The 23265-nt window shown below is 46.3% G+C and carries 21 protein-coding genes; 2 read left to right on the top strand and 19 right to left on the bottom strand.

Going from position 1 to position 23265, the window contains the following annotated elements; translation table 11 throughout:
- Positions 1-4: 4 nt before the first annotated feature.
- From AC1U9Z_RS04495 to AC1U9Z_RS04445, 11 genes are all read right to left on the bottom strand, one after another.
- A complete protein-coding gene (locus AC1U9Z_RS04495) occupies positions 5-598 on the bottom strand; it encodes an XTP/dITP diphosphatase (RefSeq protein ID WP_333531993.1) in 594 nt (197 codons plus the stop codon).
- Between the two features lie 10 nt (positions 599-608).
- Positions 609-1346: a ribonuclease PH gene (gene rph / locus AC1U9Z_RS04490; protein ID WP_333531994.1), complete on the bottom strand. Its 738-nt coding sequence runs from the start codon at positions 1344-1346 to the stop codon at positions 609-611.
- A gap of 14 nt (positions 1347-1360) precedes the next feature.
- Positions 1361-2332 carry an alanine-tRNA synthetase second additional domain-containing protein gene (locus AC1U9Z_RS04485; protein ID WP_333531995.1) on the bottom strand — a complete coding sequence of 324 codons (972 nt, stop codon included), beginning with the start codon at positions 2330-2332 and terminating at the stop codon, positions 1361-1363.
- 13 nt (positions 2333-2345) lie between these two features.
- Entirely contained in the window at positions 2346-3092 is a 747-nt protein-coding gene (locus AC1U9Z_RS04480; protein WP_333531996.1) for an MBL fold metallo-hydrolase, read from the bottom strand.
- Between the two features lie 34 nt (positions 3093-3126).
- Entirely contained in the window at positions 3127-3882 is a 756-nt protein-coding gene (locus AC1U9Z_RS04475) for an acyl-CoA dehydratase activase (RefSeq protein ID WP_333531997.1), read from the bottom strand.
- 4 nt (positions 3883-3886) lie between these two features.
- Positions 3887-4864 carry a 2-hydroxyacyl-CoA dehydratase family protein gene (locus tag AC1U9Z_RS04470; protein ID WP_333531998.1) on the bottom strand — a complete coding sequence of 326 codons (978 nt, stop codon included), beginning with the start codon at positions 4862-4864 and terminating at the stop codon, positions 3887-3889.
- Positions 4865-4867: 3 nt separating this feature from the next.
- Positions 4868-6115, bottom strand: a complete 1248-nt coding sequence (locus AC1U9Z_RS04465; RefSeq protein ID WP_333531999.1) for a methylaspartate ammonia-lyase — start codon at positions 6113-6115, stop codon at positions 4868-4870.
- A 30-nt stretch (positions 6116-6145) separates the two neighbouring features.
- Positions 6146-7597 (bottom strand): methylaspartate mutase subunit E, encoded by a 1452-nt coding sequence (locus AC1U9Z_RS04460; protein ID WP_333532000.1) that lies wholly within the window; start codon positions 7595-7597, stop codon positions 6146-6148.
- Between the two features lie 138 nt (positions 7598-7735).
- Entirely contained in the window at positions 7736-9127 is a 1392-nt protein-coding gene (glmL, locus tag AC1U9Z_RS04455) for a methylaspartate mutase accessory protein GlmL (RefSeq protein WP_479955924.1), read from the bottom strand.
- Between the two features lie 12 nt (positions 9128-9139).
- Entirely contained in the window at positions 9140-9568 is a 429-nt protein-coding gene (glmS, locus tag AC1U9Z_RS04450) for a methylaspartate mutase subunit S (protein ID WP_333532002.1), read from the bottom strand.
- A gap of 404 nt (positions 9569-9972) precedes the next feature.
- Positions 9973-11802, bottom strand: a complete 1830-nt coding sequence (locus AC1U9Z_RS04445) for an N-acetylmuramoyl-L-alanine amidase (protein WP_333532003.1) — start codon at positions 11800-11802, stop codon at positions 9973-9975.
- Between the two features lie 243 nt (positions 11803-12045).
- Here AC1U9Z_RS04445 and AC1U9Z_RS04440 point away from each other — a divergent pair, with 243 nt between their 5' ends.
- Entirely contained in the window at positions 12046-12993 is a 948-nt protein-coding gene (locus AC1U9Z_RS04440; RefSeq protein WP_333532004.1) for a L,D-transpeptidase family protein, read from the top strand.
- A gap of 148 nt (positions 12994-13141) precedes the next feature.
- Here the strand turns inward: AC1U9Z_RS04440 and AC1U9Z_RS04435 are convergent, their stop codons facing one another.
- The 3 genes from AC1U9Z_RS04435 to AC1U9Z_RS04425 all read right to left on the bottom strand — a co-directional run bounded on the left by AC1U9Z_RS04435 (position 13142) and on the right by AC1U9Z_RS04425 (position 14972).
- Positions 13142-14092 (bottom strand): quinate 5-dehydrogenase, encoded by a 951-nt coding sequence (locus AC1U9Z_RS04435; protein WP_479955922.1) that lies wholly within the window; start codon positions 14090-14092, stop codon positions 13142-13144.
- Positions 14093-14361: 269 nt separating this feature from the next.
- Complete coding sequence (locus tag AC1U9Z_RS04430) at positions 14362-14553, bottom strand: hypothetical protein (RefSeq protein ID WP_479955920.1); 192 nt, start codon at positions 14551-14553, stop codon at positions 14362-14364.
- 29 nt (positions 14554-14582) lie between these two features.
- Positions 14583-14972 (bottom strand): hypothetical protein, encoded by a 390-nt coding sequence (locus tag AC1U9Z_RS04425; RefSeq protein WP_479955918.1) that lies wholly within the window; start codon positions 14970-14972, stop codon positions 14583-14585.
- Positions 14973-15151: 179 nt separating this feature from the next.
- Between AC1U9Z_RS04425 and AC1U9Z_RS04420 the strand changes: the two genes are divergently transcribed.
- A complete protein-coding gene (locus AC1U9Z_RS04420; protein WP_479955916.1) occupies positions 15152-15493 on the top strand; it encodes a hypothetical protein in 342 nt (113 codons plus the stop codon).
- 118 nt (positions 15494-15611) lie between these two features.
- On the opposite strand, the gene AC1U9Z_RS04415 is transcribed toward AC1U9Z_RS04420, so the two are convergent.
- The 5 genes from AC1U9Z_RS04415 to AC1U9Z_RS04395 form a co-directional block, all read right to left on the bottom strand.
- Positions 15612-16292 (bottom strand): CAP domain-containing protein, encoded by a 681-nt coding sequence (locus AC1U9Z_RS04415; RefSeq protein ID WP_479955914.1) that lies wholly within the window; start codon positions 16290-16292, stop codon positions 15612-15614.
- 235 nt (positions 16293-16527) lie between these two features.
- Complete coding sequence (locus AC1U9Z_RS04410) at positions 16528-18084, bottom strand: helicase-related protein (RefSeq protein ID WP_333532056.1); 1557 nt, start codon at positions 18082-18084, stop codon at positions 16528-16530.
- Positions 18044-20482 carry a DEAD/DEAH box helicase gene (locus AC1U9Z_RS04405; RefSeq protein ID WP_333532010.1) on the bottom strand — a complete coding sequence of 813 codons (2439 nt, stop codon included), beginning with the start codon at positions 20480-20482 and terminating at the stop codon, positions 18044-18046. The genes AC1U9Z_RS04410 and AC1U9Z_RS04405 overlap by 41 nt, the downstream gene beginning before the upstream one ends.
- 147 nt (positions 20483-20629) lie before the next feature.
- Positions 20630-21856 carry a GGDEF domain-containing protein gene (locus AC1U9Z_RS04400; RefSeq protein ID WP_333532011.1) on the bottom strand — a complete coding sequence of 409 codons (1227 nt, stop codon included), beginning with the start codon at positions 21854-21856 and terminating at the stop codon, positions 20630-20632.
- A 241-nt stretch (positions 21857-22097) separates the two neighbouring features.
- Entirely contained in the window at positions 22098-23003 is a 906-nt protein-coding gene (locus AC1U9Z_RS04395) for a GHMP family kinase ATP-binding protein (protein ID WP_333532012.1), read from the bottom strand.
- Between the last annotated feature and the right edge of the window lie 262 nt (positions 23004-23265).

The following is a 23265-nucleotide window of genomic DNA, read 5'->3' as shown; positions in this document are numbered from 1 at the left end:
CTGATTAAATATAAAGGCTTTTCAAAAGTTCCATCGCTTTTATGAGGGCTTTCCCCCGGTGACTGATGGAGTTTTTGTTTTCTAAATTTAATTCCGCAAAGGTCTGTTTATATTCCGGCACATAAAAGAGGGGGTCGTAGCCAAAACCACCTTCACCCTTTAATTCCCTTAGAATTAACCCCTCACAGGTACCATCCGTTGTCTGGGTTGTGCCGTTAGGTTCAACAATGGCAATGGCGCAGCGGAACCTGGCCGTGCGTTTCTCTGGGGGGATATTATCCAACATCCGTAATAATTTGGCGTTATTTGCAGCATCGTCCTTAGGTTCCCCGGCAAAACGGGCAGAATGTACCCCAGGTGCACCATTCAATGCATCCACTTCTAAGCCAGAATCATCTGCCAGGGCTAGCTCTCCTGTGAATTCAGCCGCAGCTTTCGCCTTTTTTATAGCATTATCGGCAAAGGTCTCCCCGTCTTCCTCCACCTCTTTAAACCCAGGATATTCGCCGATGGGAATGACGTGAAAACCAAGGGGTTTTAACATTTCATCTAATTCTTTAACTTTTCCTTGATTGTTGGTTGCTAAGACCAATTTCAAAACCTGACACCTACCCTATCTTGGCAGAGATATCACCCAGTACCTGGCGCTGCACATTATTTAATTCTTGAATGCCAGCCGTGGCTAAATCCAACAACTTATTCATTTCGTCCCTGGAAAAGGTTGCTTCCTCACCGGTACCTTGTATTTCAATAAAACGACCTGCTCCTGTCATGACCACATTCATATCGACTTCTGCGGCAGAATCCTCTGCATAGCATAAATCAATGATTGGTTTACCACTAACGATTCCTACACTGGTGGCAGCGATAAAATCTCGCACTGGTATTTTCTTTAGCATACCTTGTTCCACTAATTTGTTCAAGGCAAAAATCATGGCCACATAGGCCCCGGTAATGGATGCAGTACGAGTACCCCCATCGGCCTGGATAACATCACAATCCAGCGTAAGGGTCCTCTCACCCAGAGCCTCGAGATCCACCACCGAGCGAAGGGCGCGGCCAATTAATCGTTGTATTTCCATGGTCCGACCACCCAATTTGCCTCTGGCAGCTTCTCTTACTGTGCGGCTGCCGGTCGCCCGGGGAATCATGGAATATTCGGCAGTAACCCAGCCTTTACCCTGCCCCTTTAAAAAAGGCGGCACCCTCTCTTCTACAGTGGCAGTGCAAATAACTCGGGTATCCCCCACCTCGATTAAAACGGATCCCTCCGCATACTTGTTATAATTGGGTGTCATATTCACCGGGCGTATTTGATTCTGCTTTCTTCCGTCAACTCTCTCCAACTGTATTTGCCTCCTTATGTAACCGCTTTGGATCGCCCCCGGGCCCTTCGGATAAGCTGGAACTGGTCTGGTGGTGCCGCGGGGCTATTCCCTTCATCCACAGAGCCAACTAAACCTACCAGGCCATAAAGTTCATCCATGGGGTCCCAGATAAATTCCTTCACCAGACGGAAATTAATAATTTCACTGGTTTTTTTCACATGCAACCGTGGACCTGTACAAGGAAAGATCAGGTTTTCCCCTACTTTAATATTTGTTTCATCGTGGTAGTAAATACAAAAATCCTTATCAATAATTGCTTTTACTCTGTTTTCCAATGCATCAAGATCCAGAGTTGGTTTCTCGCCAAATTCTATAACAAAACCGTGCTTAATATCGTTGTGGGACTTGGGGCATTTAATGCCAAATTCATGCTCCAATACCAACCCGGTAATATCCTCAGCGGTATGGGCCATTTTTCTATAGATCAGTGATTCATAGACGATATCTACAATTTCCTGGGGCTCCGGTCCAAAAATGTTGGGTCTGGTGACAATCACTTCCTCGCCGATACCAATCAATATTTGTGCATTCCTTTTCAGCATCGGATAGATCAGATCAAAATGCTCGATAATAACACGCCTGTCATGTTTAATGGCCTCTTTTATAGCCTCTACAATGGTCCAAGGCTGGGTAAAGGCCATTTCAAACCGTACATCCAAGTGATAAGTTCGACTACGAAAATGTTTTCTCTCAAAATCATCCAGCAGGGGCAATGGGCGTACATTGATTCCATCATCATCATTGGTAAGTTCTAGCCCAGGAAACATCCCTCTTATAAGAAGTGATTTGCCCGCTCCGGCATCTCCCACAAAACCAATTAAGAGATCCCCCGGGCTGAGGTAGCGGTGAGACAAGCTGCCGCCCAGGGCCAGCAATCGGTAGCGTCCCCTGGGTGCAAAATAGACCGCATGCATTAAGTACTCATGAATAATGGACACTGGCAATGCTTCTCCCCCTTTAAATCTCGATGGTAGCTCCTTCCCTGGCCAATTCCGTAGTTTGCCCGAATCCCTCCTCAGCCTGCCTTTGCAATTCGGAAAGGACATATTCAGGGTAAAAGTGGGTAATCATTAACCGCTTGGCATTAGCTGCGGCGGCTGTTTGGCCAGCTTGACGGGCAGTCAGATGATTATCTTTGAGGTAGTCTGCATCTTTATCGAGGCCGCTGGCCTCACAGAGAAGTAAGTCTGCTCCGGTTGTTAGTTTAATTAAATCCTCATTATAGGCGGTATCCCCGGAGAAAACAAGTCTCCTCGTTCCCTTAACCGCTAAACTGTACACTGGCAGATTGTGTTTGCCTGGTACAAAGGTTATCTTTAAACCAGCGAGGATTGTTTCCCTGGGCTCAGGCATTTCGTCAATTATCTGCACCTGAAAGGCCTTGGTAAAGCCCATGATCCTGTTAAAATCCTCCGCCGGGCCAGTGGGCATGAACAGGGGCACAATCCTGTTCATACGCCCTTCCCGGTTGGCAGACTCAATGGCATGTCTCAGGCAATAGATATCCATCATATGGTCCGGGTGCAGGTGGCTTAGCACCACAGCATCCAGATCCTCAATATTAATATGCTGCAGCATTTTGCTCAGCACACCATTACCAGCATCAATTAGCAGATTCTGCCCCATATCTTGTACCAGATAACCGGAGCAGGCACCACTAACCCTGGGGTAAGGTGCCCAGCAGCCAAGAACGGTGAGTTTCAAATTGGTGACACCTCGCAGTTTTTTGTTCTAAGGACTACCCAAGAGCAAAGGCTATACAGCCAATGGCTCCGTTGTATTGGGGGTATTTGGGTACTAGGACGGGTACTTTCATTTCTCTTTCTATTATTTTAACCAGAGCCTGATTATGGGCAACACCGCCAGTGAAGACGATGGTGTTGGTGAGCAGCTTGGTTAACATTGGCCTAATTCTTTTAAAAATGGTGTAGTTTACCCCTGCCCCCAGGTGAGCAATGGGGTGCCCTTCCACTACTTTGCCGATTAACTCCGTTTCCCCAAAGATGGCACAGGTTGAGCTTAGGTCCACTGGGTTTTCATCATAGCTGGCTAGTTCCTCCATCTTAATGTCTAGTACCGCCGCCATGTTTTCCAGGTAGCGGCCGGTACTGGCGGCACATTTATCGTTGGTTTGAAAATCCATCATTTTACCCCGGGCAACCAGAACCACCTTGCTATCCTGGCCGCCTAAATCGAGCAGGGTAAATTCCTGGAGTCCGGTTTGGTAGATGGCACCTAGCACGTGGGCCTTAATCTCTGGCACGATCTCTGCACCCTTCAGATTAATCGTCTGCCGACCATAGCCTGTGGCCACGATTTTCTTTGGCACGCCTAAGCCCAGGGCCTCGAAATCCACCTGTAATTCCCCGTTGACACTTTTACCATGTTCACGGTAAAAAGAAACGGTGTCAAACCGATGAAAGGAAAAGCTGCCTTCTTGTTCCATAAGGGCTATTTTTACATTTCTACTACCTAAATCAATACCACAAATCAAGATATCACCTCAGCATATCCAAAAAGGCATCCAGCCGCATCCGGGTGCGGGCATCCAGTTTATTGGGTTTATCCCCCTCCATGGTAAGAATGGGGTATTTTAATTTCTTCCGAATAATTAAATCTTCAATCTGGCGGTAGCAAAAACTTTGGGCATAGTGAATGACCCCATCTACCTGCCGTTTCTCCAATTCCCTGCTAATATCTTCTAAGCGATAGAATATTCCATAGGGGTAGCTGTATAATCGATACTGCTCCACAATATCATCGGTGTCAAAGGGCATGGCAAACTGCCGCTGCACCTCATTAAAGACCACTCTGGCTCCCCGCTCCTCCACATAGTCATACAAATCATCCATAATGGGCGGCACCCCGATATAGGCCAGCCTTACCTTGGCTTTGATGGGAGGCTTGTTTGGCAGTTCTGCTAGATACTGATCCACCCGGCGTCCAAAACCCTCGGGGTCTCCTTCCAGATCACTACAGCAGACCTGGAACAAATGGTTATCCCAGCCCCTAACACGATCACCCTGCCAGGTTAAGCGATCAAGTTCATGTACTTTGCTTCTGGCTGCATCCATTCTTTTCTTAGCCTGGTAAACCTTATCCCAAGTGGTTCCCAGGGCAGCCATTAGTTTTTCCATTTGCAATTTTAACAAATCATAATCCCGGTCAAAGGGAAAAGCAAAGGGTATTACATTGACTCCGGCCATTTCCAAGGTTTCCATAAGAGCGTGTGTATTGCTGCAATCTCCCTGAGTGACGGCGACAATGGTTTGAATGTCGTCACTCTGCATGGTGGTGGAATAAAGTCCTTTGATCCAGGAACAGAGGTTACGCGGATAGCCCGCCACCTCTGCTTCTTCCACCAATGACTGTGGATTTTCATGGCCAATAAAAATGTTGTTGAGATCCACTGGTATAAGACCAGCGGCATAAACCACCTCCGCCGGAATGGTGGTGGTCATTCCTATCTTCCGCACAGACTAAATTACCCCCTTAGCCCGGAGCAGAGCCAGCGTGCGGTTCATTTCATTGTAGATAATCATGAAACCCTCATCCACACCCATGCCCGGCTTGGCCAGCATTTGATCCGGCTGGGTAGCGATACCAATATGAACGCAAACCTGTGCTGAACGATCGGTCTCATTGCAAGTACCACCCAGGTAGGCTCCAATGCCCCGCTCTTTAGCGTATAAGATGGCTTCAATGGTATTATTAATACCACCTAGATCCGGTGTTTTAATCTGCACCATATGCCCTGCTTTGGCATCCACAAACTCCCGGATATCCTCCAGGGTATTGCACCATTCATCTGCCACAATCTCCACATTAATCTGCCGCTGCTCTAACAATCGCCGCAACTCTGCCAATGCTTGGATTTGCGCCGGTTTACTGCCCTGATCCAGCGGACCTTCAATGCGCAGTTTCAAGGGTGATGCAGCCAATTCCAACTGGGCCAAGTAATCCGCCATGCGAGGGAGGTTTTCCTGAAAGGCCTGGCCAACGGTACCATAAACGTCGATATGCAAAATGGGCGTGTAGTTATCATCGGCCAGCTGCTGGCAACGCTCCCTTAGCCAGGTCACATACTCCAGCAGCTTCTCTCCATGCTGCCCTAACTTTTCCTCTACGTTATTAATTAAGCCATGGGGCAATACGTCCGCTCTTTTGATAATAATTTTATCTGCATTGTCATAACGTTCATCACCGGTTTGACAAAAAATAGGCACCTGGTTGTCTGTTAATTGGCAATTGTATTCCCTGCCCACCACCTCCGCCATGGTGCACCGGGCTGCTTTGGCCGCAGCATCCAGTAAAGCCTGGGTTACGCCATAACGCAGGGCCGTATGATAACGGCTGCCATCGGGGCGGGTTAACTGATCAAACTCCTCGGCCAAGGCCCGAAAGCCTGTAACCTCCCGCCCAATGAGCTTGGGAAAAATTTCCTGCTCCAGCACAGGGATAAAATCACTGGCTAAAAACAAGGGGTCCCTGCCGCCGGCCCCAGAGTATTGTACCGCTGCACAATCACCATAGGCCACAGCACCATTTTCCAGCAGCAGCAGCACAGAAATGGCTTCTCCCCGTTGACGAACCTTCGAAAAACCTGTGGTAACCGGTTCACCCAGGTAGGCAAACCCATCGTGTTCCCGTCCCAGCTTGATGGCCTTCTGGTCATCAAAGTAAAAACCTGTTAAGCCCGGCGAAACAACAGCCCCGGTTATTTTCATCGCTTTGTGCCTCCATAATCATTTGCTATCTTATCTTGCCTTACCCACCAGCATACCCTTACCAATGGCATAGATATCATCAATGACCATTTGGAAGCTGGGTTCCCTGCCTTCGGATTTTCCTCTGGCAGCTATTTTTTCCCGGTGCATATCCTTGATATCTTCACCAAAGGGTAGATTGCCAAAGTCTAACAAGCGAACGGCCCCAAGGCTATCCCTGGCCGGAAGCAGCTTACCGGCATTGAAACGGCTCGGGGCAAAGGGCACATCAATGAGCCCTGCTTGAAAACCACGGACAGTACCAACCGCAATATCTCCCTGGCCAAAATCCAAGAGTTTTTCCAGGATAGCCCTGGTCTCGGCTTTGATTAACTCCTTTTCATCCTTTAGCTCCTGGGATTTCATCAGGGGTTGATCCTTTAACATATTTAATACCTGCTTTGTGGCTTTAATACCGGCCGCATTGGCTTCCTTGGTAGGAATGCCCATTGCTTCGTGGGGTGTCTTAACAATAACCTTCGTGGCCTTGGCCAGGGCCGCAGTGGCTGCACCCCAGCTAATTACACCAAAGGCTTTGCTCTCGTCCTGGGGGAAACCGCCCATCCATTGGTGGAAAACCGTTGTGATTACCGTATCTAAGTAGCCAAAACGAGAGAGGTATTCTTCGGCCAATTCCTCCAGGGAGCGAATGGCCGCCACATCTTGAATGAGGTTGCCGCACTGACCATAGCCCAGCGTTAAACTCTTAACACCCTGTTCTGCAGCCAGCAGTGCCTCAATAATGGCAATACTGTGGGAAATACTTGGCGGCACAAGTGTGCCTGTCAAGGGACCGAAGGGCTCACGATTGATCGAAATGCCCCTCTCTTCATAATATCCCACCAATCGATCGGCATATTGCCAATCTCGAATAGACCGCTCCAAGGGAACTTCCTTGGCATAGGGAATATTGTAGGAGATACCGCCTCCTTCATAGGCTGTAAAACCCCCTGCCAAAGAAATTTCTGTTAATAGCCGAGCATCGGGAGTGCCATGACGAACCTGTACCGGGGACTTTAAAGCTTCCACCACCTGACGGCAGGCCACAACACCGTGGTTAACCGCCGGAAAACCATTTAACATCGAACGCCCCACCACACGACTTTCGTCAATCCCAGCCTGGGCTTCGTTATAGCGGTTCTGCCTGGTATAACTATCAATGGTGGTGGGCAGCAAGTCTGCCTCCCCTTCTGTTTCCAGAAAGCGCAAAAGCTCAATATGTTCACTCACCAGGGCAACACCGGCCCTGGGTTGGGCTAAGGTAACACCTTCCTTTTTAGCCGCTGCCAATTTCTCCGCAAACCGTCGATTGGCAGGAATCTGGGCTTGATATGCGATGGCCTCTTCCAAATCAACCTCTTGTCCTGTGGGCCAACTGTTGAGTATCTCCTTACGAATTTCCAAAAATTGATCCCAATCCAGCTTTTTATTGGTTAATTGCAAGAATCTCACACTCCTTATAGCCTTTCGTCTTTAGCTTGTAGCTTTTGACATTTGGCTTTCGGTTTTCGATAGACTTTTCTATATAGCAAGGCCTGGCCTTTGATTTTTTTCTTTTAGCTAATAGCCGACCCCAAAGACCTATATCACAAGCTTTAGATACTTTTTCGCCAGCCTTAGGGCTGCGGTGGGTTTTACTTCGGCCAGGAGACCTACGGCGGCCAGGATATATTCTTTATCCAACATTAATTTCGGCTGCTTGGGTCGCAGCACCATCGGTTCATCTTGCTTAAAAAGGGCACCCGCCAAGATTTCCTTGGGGTTGGGGTGTTGTACGATGACACCGCCGGTACCAATTAGAAAAGGTATCTCTGTTAAATCTTTGCCATGTTGTATATACATAGCCCCCATCGGTGTCCAGGCTTGTTCCAACGTCCCCACATGCCTGGACATGGCTAGATCCGTGGCTAACCTGGCCATGGTGGTATCAATTTTCCATTGTTCTTCATTGTCTGGCAATTGCTCCACACGGTTGTGTACATGCTGGATATAGGCCAGGACTTTTTCCTCAGGCAAACCTGCTGCAGCGGCTAGTCTACGGGTCCCTACGGACTCCAGTAGGGAACTGGCACTGACACGCATACCCAAATCTCCTTCCACCGTTCGTTTGGCAAAGGGTTCCGGTAAGCCCTTATAGGTAACACCGGAACGACTTGGGTGACCATCAGCCACCGAATGAATATCTGTGGTGGCACCTCCAATATCAACAATCAATAATTCCCCCAGGCCAGCTTCTTCTTCGGTACCAGTGGCCAGAAGTTTTGCCGCATGTAAAACCGCCGCCGGGGTAGGCATGAGCACGCCCTGAACATAGCTTTCCGCCCTGCGCAGGCCCTTTGCTTCAACAATCTTTTCTAAGAAGGTAACCCGAATGGCCTCCCGGGCTGGTTCAACATTAAGCTTATTTAATTCAGGCAAAACATTGGCTGTGATTTTGACATCTTTACCTGCCGCCAGTAATCTATCCTGCACCTCATCCGCAGCGGATTTATTGCCGGCAACAACGATAGTAGCGACGCTTTTCAATTTGGCCAGCATATTCGCGTTGTGCAGGAGGACTTCTTTATTACCGCCATCGGTACCACCGGCCAGCAGAATAATATCTGGCCGATGATTATCTATTTCTGCAATCTCCGTCATGGTTAATTGATGGGCATAGACTCCCAGTATCCTGGCACCTGCACCTAGTGCCGCCTGCCTTGCAGCTTCCACCGTCAATTCCTTGACCAGCCCTATGGCCACCATGCGCAGGCCGCCGGCGGCACTGCTGCAGGCCAAGCGGTGCTGAAATTCGGGTAGTTCACCGCCAAAATGAGGTTTTATTTCCCCAAGGGCTTTATTGAGACCTTCCAGAATATTCGTCTCCACCGTGGTAAGTCCTTTGGCTGTAACCATAACCTCGGCAGTTTCTACATTAACCGCTGTAACCTTGGTATAGGTACTGCCAAAGTCAATTAATAGGGCCAGTTCCATACCTGTACCCCCTTAGCATGTTAAACCAAAATCCTTAGCTAAATCATCAATGGCTTCCTGGGGCATGGTGCCCGGTGGATAAGCCCTGTTAAAGCCCATGTCGAGAAACTTCTTCTCCACCTCTTGCCAATCCTGTTTGCCCACCACCAGGTTGCCACCCACATACAACTTGATATTGCCAATTCCTGCTTCAATGGTTTTTTCTCTCAGTCCCCGACAATCAATTTCCCCGTGACCATAGAGTGAAGAAACAAGAATTGCACTCGCATTGGTTTCCACTGCCGCATTGATAAATTCTTCTTGGGAAGCCATGACACCAATATTCACTACTTTAAAGCCCGCTTCCGTGAAAGCATATTCAAGTATTCGGTTTCCCACTGCGTGAACGTCTGCCCCAATTACGCCTAGCACTAAAGTTAATTGTTTTTTCCCCTCAACCAAAACTGCAGACCTCCTAAATTAACAGTAGCTTTTATAAAAAACAGATTTTCCGCACATCGAAAATTCATGAACTTTCCGACATGCATAAGAAAAGCTAAGGCTTCCGCCTACTTGCCCTGTACCCTTAGGTTATGCCTTTTAGGGTATGGCGGGAGCCAAGTTTTTCTAATAGTTTCTCCCATTTTAGAAATTCTTCCTCCCTATTTAACGATTAATTTCTACTAATTTTTATATTGCATCGAATAATGAACTTTAAATTGGTGTCATTCTGAGCAACAGGAACACAGGGGGACGGTTCTTTTGTGTTGTTCTACAGAACAACACAAAAGAACCGTCCCCCTGTGTTCCATCCTAAACAAAAAAGGAACCCGGTGAGTTTGATTCACCGGGTCCGCTTTCAGCTTCTATTTGCCATCAAAATAGGCACTGATTCCATTAACAATGGCAGTTGCTGCCCTTTCTCTAAATTCCTCTGACCCTAACAAAGCCTCCTCCTCTGCATTGGAAACAAAGGCTGTTTCAACCAGGATACTGGGCATCATGCTGGTACGCAGTACCGCAAAATTGGACTGCAATACACCAATATCACGACGTCCCAGGGTCGCCACCAGTTCCCTTTGAACATCCTGGGCCAATCGATAACGATCGTCCTTTTGTTGATAGAGATTTGGTATGGTGGAAGGAGCGTAGTAATAGGTAGAGGTTCCAGCAATGCTACGGTTCGTGTTGGCATTGCTGTGGATACTGACAAAAATATCGGCACTCTGTTCATTGGCCATACGGGTCCTCTCATACAGATCAATAAATTGATCATCGGCACGGCTAAAAATAACATTGGCTCCTTGCCTTTTTAAGAGGTCCGCCACCTTCAGGGTAATATCAAGGTTTACATCTTTTTCCCTTAAACCGTTTTGACCGGAGGCACCGTTGTCTTTGCCACCATGACCGGCATCCAGGAAGACAGTTTTACCTGCCATACCATCACTGTAAGAAATTTTACTGATATCCAGAGTCAGGGACTTTTTATCATTGGCTAGGCTGACCTTCACTCTGGCCTGCTCCTTTAAGTCAATCACCAAACGTGAGTAATAGGGATCTTCATTATAACCCGTTCGGATTTGGCTCACCAGCCCTGTTTCGGCCGAGATGGTTGATGGCTTATCATTTAAGGAAACATCATTTAGATTTACTACAAAACGAAAGGGATTTGATAGTGTAAAGGTATTATGATTAATATCTTTATCACTAACAATATTGATATAGGTGTGGTCTCCTTCTTCAACCACTTGAACATCGAGTAATTTTGCCCCTGGTATGTGCTGCTTGTCCTCTGGCGGGGTATTTTCATTGGTTTTCTCATTGTCATCCGGGTCATCCGGGAGGAAGCTTGGTAACCAGGCATAACCACCTGAACTAGTTGGTTTAGGCTGGGGAGGTTCCGGCTGATCAACCACAGACACCAACCAACCTGCTACCCAGGCCGTGGAGCCATCGGTTTGTTTTACCTGTACCCACTGACCAGAACGGCTAATTATAGGCAACCGAATACCTCTGCTGACCTGTCCAGCCACCCCGTGATCGGTTCCTGGCCCACTACGCAAGTTTAAATTGTCCGTATTAATGACTGCTACTTGGTTATCCGTGGTGGGCTTGCTCGTGGCCGGGGGTGTTGTCACAGGGGGAGGAGTATCCGGTTTATTCTGAACCGTGACTAACCAACTGGCTACCCAACCGGTAATATTGGTTCCCTGTACCTTGTACCAGTCACCTTTCTGCTCCAGGATCGTTAATTTTTCCCCTTTTTTTACATTGCCTACTACATTGTTTGTCGTACTGGGGCCGTTCCGAACATTTAGGGAATCCCCATTCACTACTGCAACCTTTGTATTTGTCTGAGGCGTTGCCGTGTTATTACCAGGTGTACTGGTAGTGGGGGTTGTTTTTACATTGACTAACCAACCTGCAACCCAGGCCTCCTTGCCATTAAACTGTACCTTATACCAATCCCCATTTTTGGCTAATATGGGTAATTGGGCTCCTTTATCCGACTGTCCTACCAAAGCAGTGTTCGCTCCCGGGCCGCTCCTTAAATTGATTTTGTCCCCATTGACGATAGCCATCTGGGCTGCATCAGCCGCTTGCACTGCCCCAAAGGGATTGAAGAGTAGGCTTAAACCCAGCCCCACCAGAATGGCATAACGATAAAAACGGCATGATTTTAAATGAATAGTCATATCTACCTTCCTTCTAGGAAAATTACAGACTAACTTTATAGCCTTTTCTATTTATGGAAAATTATATAGCATAATAATTTCTATCTATTTGACGAAAAACCTCTTGTTTTTGTAACAAACTCTTCCGGTAATTTTAGGTAGGATTAGCTAAAACTGTGCCTTACTTAAACCATGAAAGATGGTATAAGGATCGGAAATTAGGTAAAGATTTAGTTTATCGAAACATTTGTCATGGAGGGTGCTATGATTAAATTTATTTTTTCCATTGGATTATTTATTGCACTCGTATTTATTCATCCCGGTATGTGTTCTGCCACTGAAAATGCAACAAACCCAAATTTTTGCCCTGTTAATGAAGATATTGACCGAATACTGATGCCAGCCAACCCTCCGATGCAAGGAGAAGATGTAAAAACTCTCCAGCAAGAGCTTCAATCCTTAAACTATTACCAAGGGCCAACGAATGGTATTTATGACGCCCAAACCCAAAGTGCCCTGCGAAAATTCCAACAAAGCAACGATTTAAAAGCTGATGGCATAGTAAATTGGGCTACTTGGCATGGTTTGGCTCTCTCCCTGGAACAACCGGTGACCAAAGCGGAAGAAACTCCGCCACCCAGTGGTAAAATTGCAATTATTGTAGATACCACTACCCGCAAATTGACCGTGCTCTCTGACGGCAAACCCCATAAGCAGTTTAATATCGCCTGTGGCAAACCCAAGACGCCCTCACCAGTTGGTAGTTGGCAGGTGGTCCATAAATCTACCCATTGGGGAACTGGCTTTGGTACCCGTTGGTTGGGCCTAAATGTTCCCTGGGGAAGTTTTGGCATTCATGGTACCAATAAACCATTTTCCATTGGCAGCTATGCCAGCCACGGCTGCATTCGCATGCACAATTCCAGTGTGGAACAGCTTTATCCCTGGATTCCCCAGGGTACGCCTGTCTATGTGATTGGCAGCCCCTTTGGTGTTCCAGGGCAGGGACATGGGCGATTGGTGCGTGGTGCCAGAGGTTCGGATGTATTTGAGGTCCAACGCACCTTAAAAAGGCTGGGTTATTACGAAATGCAGGTTGATGGTATCTTTGGCTATGGTTTAGAAGCTGCCATTAAAAAGTATCGTAAAGCCCACAACCTCCCAATGGATAATTGTGTAGACAGCAATATGTATCGATCCCTGGGATTATAAAAATACCCCTGGTTTCTTTTATAATGGCCCTGGGCCATGAGCCTTGGGCCTTTTAGTCATCGGCCTTCCGCTTTTGAGCTAGGGGATATTCCTTTAGCTCTTAGCTATTCACCGTGATCTGGTCGGATGATCTCTCAAGAAGCATGGCTCAAGGCCTTATCGAAGCGGATGGCAGATGGCTTGTTTTTGACTCCTTTTTCAACCAAGTAACCGTGGGTTGCCAGTCTAGTTCCTTTAGCAGCCGAGTATAATCATCCACTGTGACTTCTTCCCAGGTTTTGTTTAAAAGTGCCAGGAAAACCGCTTCCATGACGTTGGTACCAAAGGTACGTCCTTGAATACTTGGCGTAGTGGTTACCAGTGCTCCGGCTCCTCGCTCCATCAATTCTTCCACATCTTGCTGTGTAGTTGTATTCGTCAAAATAACTTGTCCCTTTAGCCGCTCAGGCAAGTATTTATAAATAAAATGATAATCCCCTGCTATTATTTGGGCCTCATCATAGTATTTAGAGTATTTGGTACTGTTATGTTGTTTTTCCTGTCGTTGGCCAGTGGGGTAAAAAAGCTTAAAGGGCAGCCGGGAAATGATAGGCATTAATTTTTCCGCCATGCTATGTAATTTATCTAAATTATAAATAGGTATAGGAATACCCAGGGCAAATATTAAGTCACCAATGGTTAGTTGACAGCCACTTTGGGAAAATGCCTCGGCCATGCCAAAACGATCCATTGCGCTAACCATTAATACCCGTGTATTTTGTTTGATCAAGCCCTGCTCTTTTATAAAAATAACGGTTTGGCGTTCAAGGGTATTTTTTAAGCCACTGCCATCCACAACGGGTGTTTTTTTTACTGTTTCCAGCAAACGTAACCCGTCCTGTAAAACATAGCGGGTCTTGCCAGCATATAGGTAAACATCAATACCTCCCAGGCCTATTGCATCTACCTTGCCATCCAACTCCCGCAGAATGGATTTAGCTTTATACATATCGCCGTCGGTACCTACCCGGCTGATTTCAAATTGTTCACCTAATAGTTCCACCTGAGCTAGATGATTTCGCTTCGATGATCCCAGACTAACGCTAACTACCTTCTTCAACATCGTCCCCCCAGAAATAAACATTTCTTACCTCTTATTGTAACCAATCCAAGGTGATTTTTACACTAACCTTAACGATTATATGGTGAAACCACCAGCAGGGGATGAACAATCGTTGAGTAACGAGGGAACGGGCGACCAGAGGTCTGCCCCTACAAACCCAAGTCCCATGGTTCATGGTTCATGGCCCAAGGCCAAATGCTAACAGCCAGCAGCGACCAGCTAACGGCTGATGGCTGATGGCTGACGGATAATGGTTATCCCTGCTTTCACTTATACTTATCCTTGTTATTACTCCTCAAAAGGGTAAAATCCTTTTTCTCTAGCACTTCTAATGCTTCATCATAGTTATCAACATAGCCAGACTGAAAGGTTTCTATTTGGGCATCTGTAAAGGAACGGTTGGCTGAACCCTCCCTGGGTGCCATCGCCTCAACCAGGTCTTTAACTTGCCTTTCCATGCATAACACCTCCCTTTGCCGAAAAGGATTTAAAGTGAGCCGCCGTGTTCTTTTAGTACTTGGAACGCCCGGTCACCCAGTTCGTCGGTTGTCACCACGGTTACTAAAAAGGATTTACCGCCGGCAACACCGTAATTATCAGCGGCCATCCCAGAATTTGAGGGATCCGCCCCCATTAATACTCTAGAATCGTTGTTCTCCAGATTACTGGTATTCGCAGAAAAAATGGTTAAACCAGTTAGTGTTTCTGCATTTAACCCGTTATTGATTGCTGCATCGGTACTAACTCCGTAGCGGGAAATTCGGTCTAAGGATACCTCATCAATACCCATTTGTTTTAATTCCTGGATAGCTGCTTCTGCTTTGGTACTGGAAGGAAAATAGGCAAGGATCGAACGCATACCCTGGGGCAGTGTCATTTTTAAAAACCCCCTTTATTTGTTTTTTTTTATTTTTCCCTTAGAGTCAGCAAATAAATATATAATTTACTGTAAATATTCCCCTCCTGCGGCAGCAAAGGAAAAGTATATTAAGGCCAAGCTATCCATTTAAAGAAGAAATATGGTAAACTGAAGAAAAATATTTGGGAGTGGATAAAATGAGTGACACCAACACACCGTTTCCTACACCAGAACAATATATTTTAGTTGCCCTTATTGACATTTGCCGAGGTTTAAAGGTAGGAGTGTCAGAGGATCTAAGCAAAGAAACCCAGTCCAATGTGCTGAAAGATGTCTTGTCCTCCGCTATCAGCTATGCAGAAAAACAGGAGAGCATGCAGGTGATTAGTGAAGAGTTATTTCGCTGCTCCAGGGAAGGTTGTACCCTACAGGATCAAATGGAAATCCTCCCCAAGCAAAGCCCGGATGTGATAAATGCAAAAATGGTGGCAGCAGCCTATCTTTTAAAGATTACGAATAAAGAGCAAAATCTTATGTAGGAACCCCTTTGGGCAATTAAATTAAGTAAAGAGGCCACCCATATGCCTGCCGGTGGCCTCTTTACTTATTTAATTAGCGAACCTTCTCTGACCCCCAAAAACGGATGGCTAAAAATTTTTAACCGTTAAATTCTTGAACATAGATCTTGCCATACTTGCTGCCGCTTACTACACCAATTCCCACCTTGGTATATTCGGGTTTTAAGATATTGGCCTTGTGGCTGGGGGAATTCATTAAATTAGCGTGGGCGGTATTTACATTCGATGCCCCAGCTAAATTTTCCCCGGCATAGTGATAAACCACACCATTCTTTTTCATCATATCAAAGGGAGAACCGTAAGTGGGTGAGGTATGGGAAAAATAGTTGTTATCAACCATATCTTTAGCTTTGGTCCGAGCAATTTGGGTCAACGCAGCATCCATGGACAGTGGCTTTAAGCCAGCAGCCGCACGCTCTTTGTTGATCAGGCTTAACATGGCTTGCTCATCAGAGGAAACCACAACACCAGATGATTGATTGCCGGATCCTGTGTTGTTGGCAGAAGGCTGGTTATAGGTCGGTTGGTTATAAGTTGGTTTGTTGTAAGTTGTTTGGGTGTTCGTAGCAGGCTTGGTATTGTTGTAATTATAAGATTGATAGTTGGTTGTATTATAGACTTTATAATTTGGGCTACTGCTAGTGGTATTGTTATAACTCACATAGGCTTCAGCGGAACCGGTGCCAGGAGCGGAAACTGCAAGAACAAAAGCAAACGCACCTACCATTAAGCTAGAAAACAATTTTATTGCCTTTTTCATGAATATCCCCTTTCACTTTTTTATATTGCCACTTTTCAAAGCGGTATTTTAATAGTAACGTTTAGGGATATTTTATGACAAGCTATGATAATCTTGGTCATGCCTTGGGATGACAAAATAACCAGTAATTAAAATTAATATCCTGTCCTATACGTCAAATAGCTGACAGGTGGTGTAATTTGGTTTTGTTATTTAAAAAAATCCCCCTCTGAAGAGGGGGATTTTGAAGGGGATTTTAGAAAACTACTGCCACCTCGTCTCTGTCGATGGCCCGGCGCATTTCCTTGATTCGCTCCCGCAGGGATGGATTACTATGACTGGCATCATCAATTTGACGAAGTAAATCAATGAGGCGGCGAATGATGGAAACAATATCACCTTCCTGTAAGCTGGTATTTTCTAGTAAGAAATCCAGACCCTGCCCGGTATACCAGGCATGGGCAACAAAGCCTGGTGTGCTGGACCAAACTGCAAACTGGGGTGGTACGCCAGCATCTAGCAGTTCATCTACAATTTCCTGAACAGGCATTGGATCGTAGGGCGGGGCTGGTACAAATTCACGACGACCAGGGATATAATCGATCCCTGCCAATATCCCTGCCACTACCTCCAGGGGCAAGTCTTCCAGCAAGCCGGAAAAGGCCAATTCCGTTACTAAAATCTCCTGTACATGCATTTCCAGGGCAAAATTGCCCCGGGGGTAGAACTCCCGTTCCTTGATATAGCCTAAACTTTCCAAAATGCTTTTAACTGAATGATATTCGTTGATATATTTCTTCGATTGTTGTTTAATGGCATTCATCTGACCCACTAAGCCAGCCCGCTGATAACCTAAGGCTTCCAATTGGTCTCTGGCATCCATGCAGATTTCATGCAGACAACGCTGGGCCTTTTGATTGCCCATGATTTGTTTAATTTCATAGAGCCTTTCCTGGGAGCCGGGACGATTTTTATATTTTGACGAGCTTAACCTTTTCTGTTCCCGAAGCATTTTACGGCGTTGTAACGGACAGGTGGCATCCTCACGGAATTCACAAAAATACCCCTTGGCTTGCCCCACTTGATGGTCAATATCACTTAGCAAAGCTTTAATTTCCCGCTCCGATCGCCTTTCTTGATAAGCAGAAAAGTTTTGGGTTAAAAACTGGTCAATTTCCTCATCGGTCTTCCATTTTAGCAAGCTCAATACCGTATTGGGGGAAATGGTTAAGCGGCCATATACCGATTCAACCTCCGTCTCATCAAAGAAACCAGTCTGGTCTGGAAATTTGTCGTCAATGCGGATGTACACATGCCCCACACGATCAAAACCCCGGCGGCCGGCACGGCCCGCCATTTGGAAAAACTCCCTATTCATTAGTGTCCTAAACTCTTTGCCGTCCCACTTGCGACAGGAATGGAATAGTGTGGTGGCAGCAGGGAAATTGACACCGGCAGCAAAGGTTTCAGTACAAAACAGCACCCAAAGGAGTCTATTCTCATAGAGCCTTTCCACCAGGTTTTTTAAAACGGGTGCCAGCCCTGCATGATGATAGCCAATCCCCTGCTGAAGCAGCTTACGAAGGATTCTCCGGTGTCCCCTTTGAAATATTTCCGGGTGATCCTTTTCCGTATCTGTAATTGCTTTCAAAACCTGATTTTTTTCATCGGGGAATAAAAAGTCCCATTCCCGCCCCAATTCTGAGGCTAATTCCTCGGTACGTGCCCGACCAAAAACAAAATATAACGCTGGCAGGTTATCCTGCACTGCCTCAATGGCGATGGAAGGATTTTCTGCTTCGGCCCGCTCCACGTTTCCTCCACCTCCCGTTTTCTTGGTCATTGTTTTCTTCCCTGGCTAGCTCCCTGGCCAATTCCCGGGCAGCCCGTTCCGCTTTACGCTCTTGGGTCCGCTTGCGAACCGCTTCCTCAATATATTCCCTGGCTTCATCTTCATCAAGGATAATCCCCTCTGAATTAAGCCAATTTATGGCCAGTGGTACAGCTCGGTTGGTTTCCACCACCACTTCCACTGGTTCATCCCGTACTTCACTCATCCAATCTGAAATCTCATGTAGATTTGGTACCGTCGCCGATAGGCCTAGAAACTTCACATGGGGCGGAGCAAAGATGATACTTTCCTCCCAAGCTGTTCCCCTGTCTGGGTCGTCTAAATAATGAATTTCATCAAAGACCACACAGGCCACATGGGACAAACCCTCCGGTTCGGAAAAACAACGATTGCGAAAGATTTCTGTAGTCATGATTAAAAGTGGTGCATAGGCATTGATGGCTATATCCCCGGTCACTAAGCCCACCTGATCCTGACCAAAAACATTACGAAAATCAACAAATTTTTGGTTGCTTAAGGCCTTTAAAGGTGATGTATAAACGGCTGACTTTCCCCTGGCCATCACTGCTTCAATGAGCCGCTCGGCAATCACGGTCTTACCTGTCCCGGTGGGAGCAGCCACCAGGACATTACGCCCAGCCAGGGCTGCCTGAACCGCTTGCTCCTGGAAAGGGTCCAGTGAAACCGGTCCCAGCGGAGGTGGTGCATTTACCGCCCTGCGGGGCCTTTTTTTACCTGCCGGTGGTTTCTCTTTACGAAGGGTCGTGGACGGAGCAGCTTCCCGCCTTTGTTGTTTAGCAGCCAGGGACCATTCATGTTCAATGCCAGCAAAATTTTCTTTGATGGCTTGAATATCTCCCCGGCGAACAAGAATACCCATGCGGCCATTTTCTGCTTCAATCTCTCCCACGGGATTAATGTAGCCCTCCCGTACCAGCCTGCGAATCCGCTCCGGTGTGGTATCCAGCAGATCGGCTGCCTCCAGGGTGGTTAATTTGGTGGCCCTTTTAACAACTTTATGTAAATCTGGACGGTACTTTATTGCTTTAACTTCATCCCGCCAAAGACGGGTACTATTGCCCAGACGGAAGGAACCCAGTTCCTCCAATTCACAAAGGTTTAAAATATCTTCTTCCCCCAGCCTTAAACGGTCCGCGGCTTCCGGCACTGTCATGGATCGGGCTGCAAGCCAAGTCAGGGGTAAGATAGCTTGCCCTTCGTTGCTTTCCAAATGGATACCCGTTAATTTTTTTAATTCCTGCACAATCGTTTTAGGCTCATGGGGATAGGGAGAGGTCCACAGCCCCACGCCATTGATATGAATCCGGTAGGCCCCGTCGGCTTGGATCATATTCGTAACGATTTCTCTTTGCTCAGGATGCTCTAAAACCTGCCCTAGAGTAAAGAAGGGTTGCTGTACATAAATCCCCTGTAGTTTTTCTTTTAAACCCTTCCCCATCTCCCGACGGGCCAGTTCAGCCTCTCCCTCGGGTGTTGCCACTGTGGTTATCTGGTTGTTAGGCAATATAAGGAAAGGGGAAATTTCCCGGCCAGCACGTAGAGAAGCTGCCAGGGTACCATGAATGCGAAACTTCCTAGCGAAATCATCCAGGGTCAGAGGCCCCGTTCTCGTGACATAATTAGCGGTATCGGCCCAGGCTGCGGGGCTGTCTGCGGCTGCATAAAGCCCGCTTAACAATCTTATAACGGGAAACTTTACCTTTGGCAGCAGCTCACCGCCCAGGGCCTCTACCAGTTCTTCCCGGGTCAAGGCATTGCCCTCAGCAAAGATTTCCTTGAGCTTTTTTTCTTGAAAAGTGTGTTTTTCCTTAAGCAGTTTTAGTTCCCGGTATCGCCTTTCCAACTCAGCCTGTCCCTGGGTTGTATCCCTGAGGGTAAATGTACCATCGGTCAGTTCCACAACCTGGTCCATATTGCGGAGTGAGGGTAGTTCTTCATCTCCGATTTCTAGCTTGATTTGCGTCAGGTTTCTTGGTTTTCCGTCTCTTAAAAGACGTAATATTCTTCCCCTGGTATCGTCGCCTAAAAGGGCCGCTAATTTTCGCTGGCGAACAGCCACCAATTGAGGACTGTAGCTCCAATCTCCCTCCCCTGCGGCGGACAATTCCTGGGCTGGCACTTCATTTCTTGCTAACCACACGGATTCTACTTCTTCACCACTGACTTTGAGTCTGGCAACTTTTAAGTGATGGTTTGCCACCAAGGACTGCAGCGCAGCAAGGAGAACCTGGGGCTTTAATCTTAACTTTAAAACTAAATCCAACAGGGGCATCGGTTTATCCTCAGGCAGTTCTTGCAGGATCGAGGTTTTAAATTGTTCCTTATCTTTTACAACCACTTTAGAACACTCCCCGGTATCATTGTTTACCATTTTTTTCTGCACATAAACTTTATCACAACTTATTTCTTTAGCCAATGTTCTTATGCCTATGATACCCACTACTAATAAAATAAAAAACTCCGGGATAAGTTATTCCGGAGTTTTTTATTTTAGTTCACCACAGCACTGATATTGATTGCGCCCGTTTTTCTTGGCCCGATATAGGGCATCATCGGCCTTCTTTATCAAACTATCCATGGTATCATGCTCTGACCACTGGGCTACACCGATACTTGTGGTTGTATGCAAGGGTTCCTCCTGATGATCCACAAAGAAACAGGTGGTTTCAATGGTTTTGCATAATCTTTCTGCCACAATCGTTGCTTCACTCAGTCCAATATCAGGTAATATGACCGCTATTTCTTCACCACCATAGCGGCAGGCAATATCTTCCTCCCTAATGGATATTAAAATAACCTCCGATATTTTTTTTAGGACAATATCACCATTTTGGTGGCCATACCGATCATTAACGCTTTTAAAATAATCTATATCCAACATGAGTAGACTAAGGGGTCTACCGCTCCGACGGCTCCGACTAATCTCACTTTCCAGCCGTGTTTTTAAATATTCTCGGTTAAACAACTTGGTTAATTGATCCATATACATGGGTTTACTCAATGTTTTGGAGGCTTGGTAGAGAATCACCCCGCCCAACATCACAATAATACCAAAACTGACCATGATAATATTTTTTACATACCAAATTGACTGGTCAAAATAGTCCCCGGCAATATCAACTCCCAATAAGCCGACAAACCGATGTTTCGAATCATATATCGGTTGATAACCGGTGATCACACTGCCCCATTTGCCACTGGCAGGTAAACCATAGGTCGGAATCCTTCCATTATGGGCCTTTTCTCTAATAGCGTTGCCAACGTCATAGCGATCCCGATTGCTGTAGGCACGCTCGTCTCTGCTAGTCAAAACATAAAAATACTCCATCGGTGTACCAGGCGGCTCATTAAATATCTTTTCCTCGTCGGGATTGACGAAGTATTTTATTTGATTACCCGTAAGCCTGGTTTCAACATATATATACTTGATATCATTATATCTTAAAAGGGGCTCCACTTTTCGTTTAAATTCAAGGGCTTCAATATGGTTGCGGGAACTTAGGATATCCAGACCCAGCATTTCTTGGACTAGCTCCTGGTCAACTTCCACAAGATTAGCTGCCACCTGGGCTGTAAATTGAGCCCTGAGGCCTAAATCCTTAACCAAGATATTATAGCAGGCCTGATAGGTGGCATAGGCTAATGTGGCCATAGCAATGGTCATAGACAAAAAGGAGACCAAAAATATTTTTTGGGGTGAAGTAGCCTTCAATTAACCACCTTCTCCAAAGCATAATAAGTTTTATAGTGGATAATATTTAAACATTGCTTGGATAATTCCTCTTTCCTTCGCTATAAGTTCCGTTATTTTAAAATAAAAAACAAACTCCGGTTAACCGGAGTTTGTAAATTCCTTTTAGCTTATCAGCCCCTGACAGCATCACTTAGAAAATAAACATTTGATGACAAATTCTAATGAAAACCAGGTGCCTGAAATCAGCATTCAGCCTTCGTTATTTTAAACCACCACTAATCATTGAGGTATGCCAAACATTCCAGTCTGGTTTTTTTCCCTTAATATATTGGGCTGCTTCCTCCACCACCACCCCGTCTGGACGCATAATCATACCCATCACTGTCCCGTTGTGAGCCACCAATACACCAAGGGCATTCATTTCTGAAGCCCATTTGCGCCACTGGGCCAGATAAGGTTTGGGCATTACCACCTGATTCGCTTGGGCACTGATGCTAGCTCCCCGACCCATCATTTCCCAATCCTCGGTTAACAGACCTCGGGTAACCAGTTCGACCGCCTGTCTTACCATTGGTTCCTTTTGAAAGTTTTTACTGGCCAGGTCTTTACGGTTATTAAAGAGAATCGTATCCACTGTGCCACCAGGGTCTGCAATGACCAGTTTAAGTGGGGGGGCCTGACCTAAATATTTTCTTGCTTCTCCGGTAAAGTGATTACAGAGGGTAATCCCAGGATACATCTGACCGTCACTTGGTTCAATGGCTGTGGCAATTTTGGCTATGATCTCTGGTGCCAATTCCTGTCCAAAGGCTCTGGCTGTGGCCAAGCAAGCAGCGGCTATATCTGCAGTACTACTGCCCATGCCTTTGCTCTCCGGCAGCATAGAACTCCTTTTGATCGATACCAAAGAATGCTTTTTTCCTAAGTATTCTAAGGTCATCTTCAGTGCACGACAGGATTTGTCCAGTGACCCATGATAGTCACCATTTTCGCTAAGCTCAACTATAACTTCACTCCAGAAATCTATGGGACACGTAATAAGGTAAGATTCTCCTTTAATCGTGCCTTGTACCAGCTCACCACAGGTTCCCGGGGCTGCGGCAAAACCACGTAAAATCACAGTATTCTTGCTTCTTGACCCATCGGGATATATAACATCACCCACGCCTAAATCATCTCCCCTAAAGCTCCGTAGGTCTCACCTGTCATGCCACCTACCCATCATTACAGGGTAGTCTAACCTGTGTAGCTAAGTAATAAAGTTGACATATGTTAACATTATCACATATATGATCACATGCAATCGCTTTTAGTTTTTAGCCTTTTAGCTAAAATATTTGGTCTTTAAATCGCTAATGGCTAATATGCCCGATCTTTTTGACGATGCTTGGGTACCTATAGTTCCGAAAAATCAACAAAAGTATGTA

Source organism: Desulfotomaculum sp., from assembly GCF_982386235.1.
The sequence above is the reverse complement of the archived record's forward strand: the minus strand, read 5'-3'. Positions and strand labels throughout refer to the sequence as shown.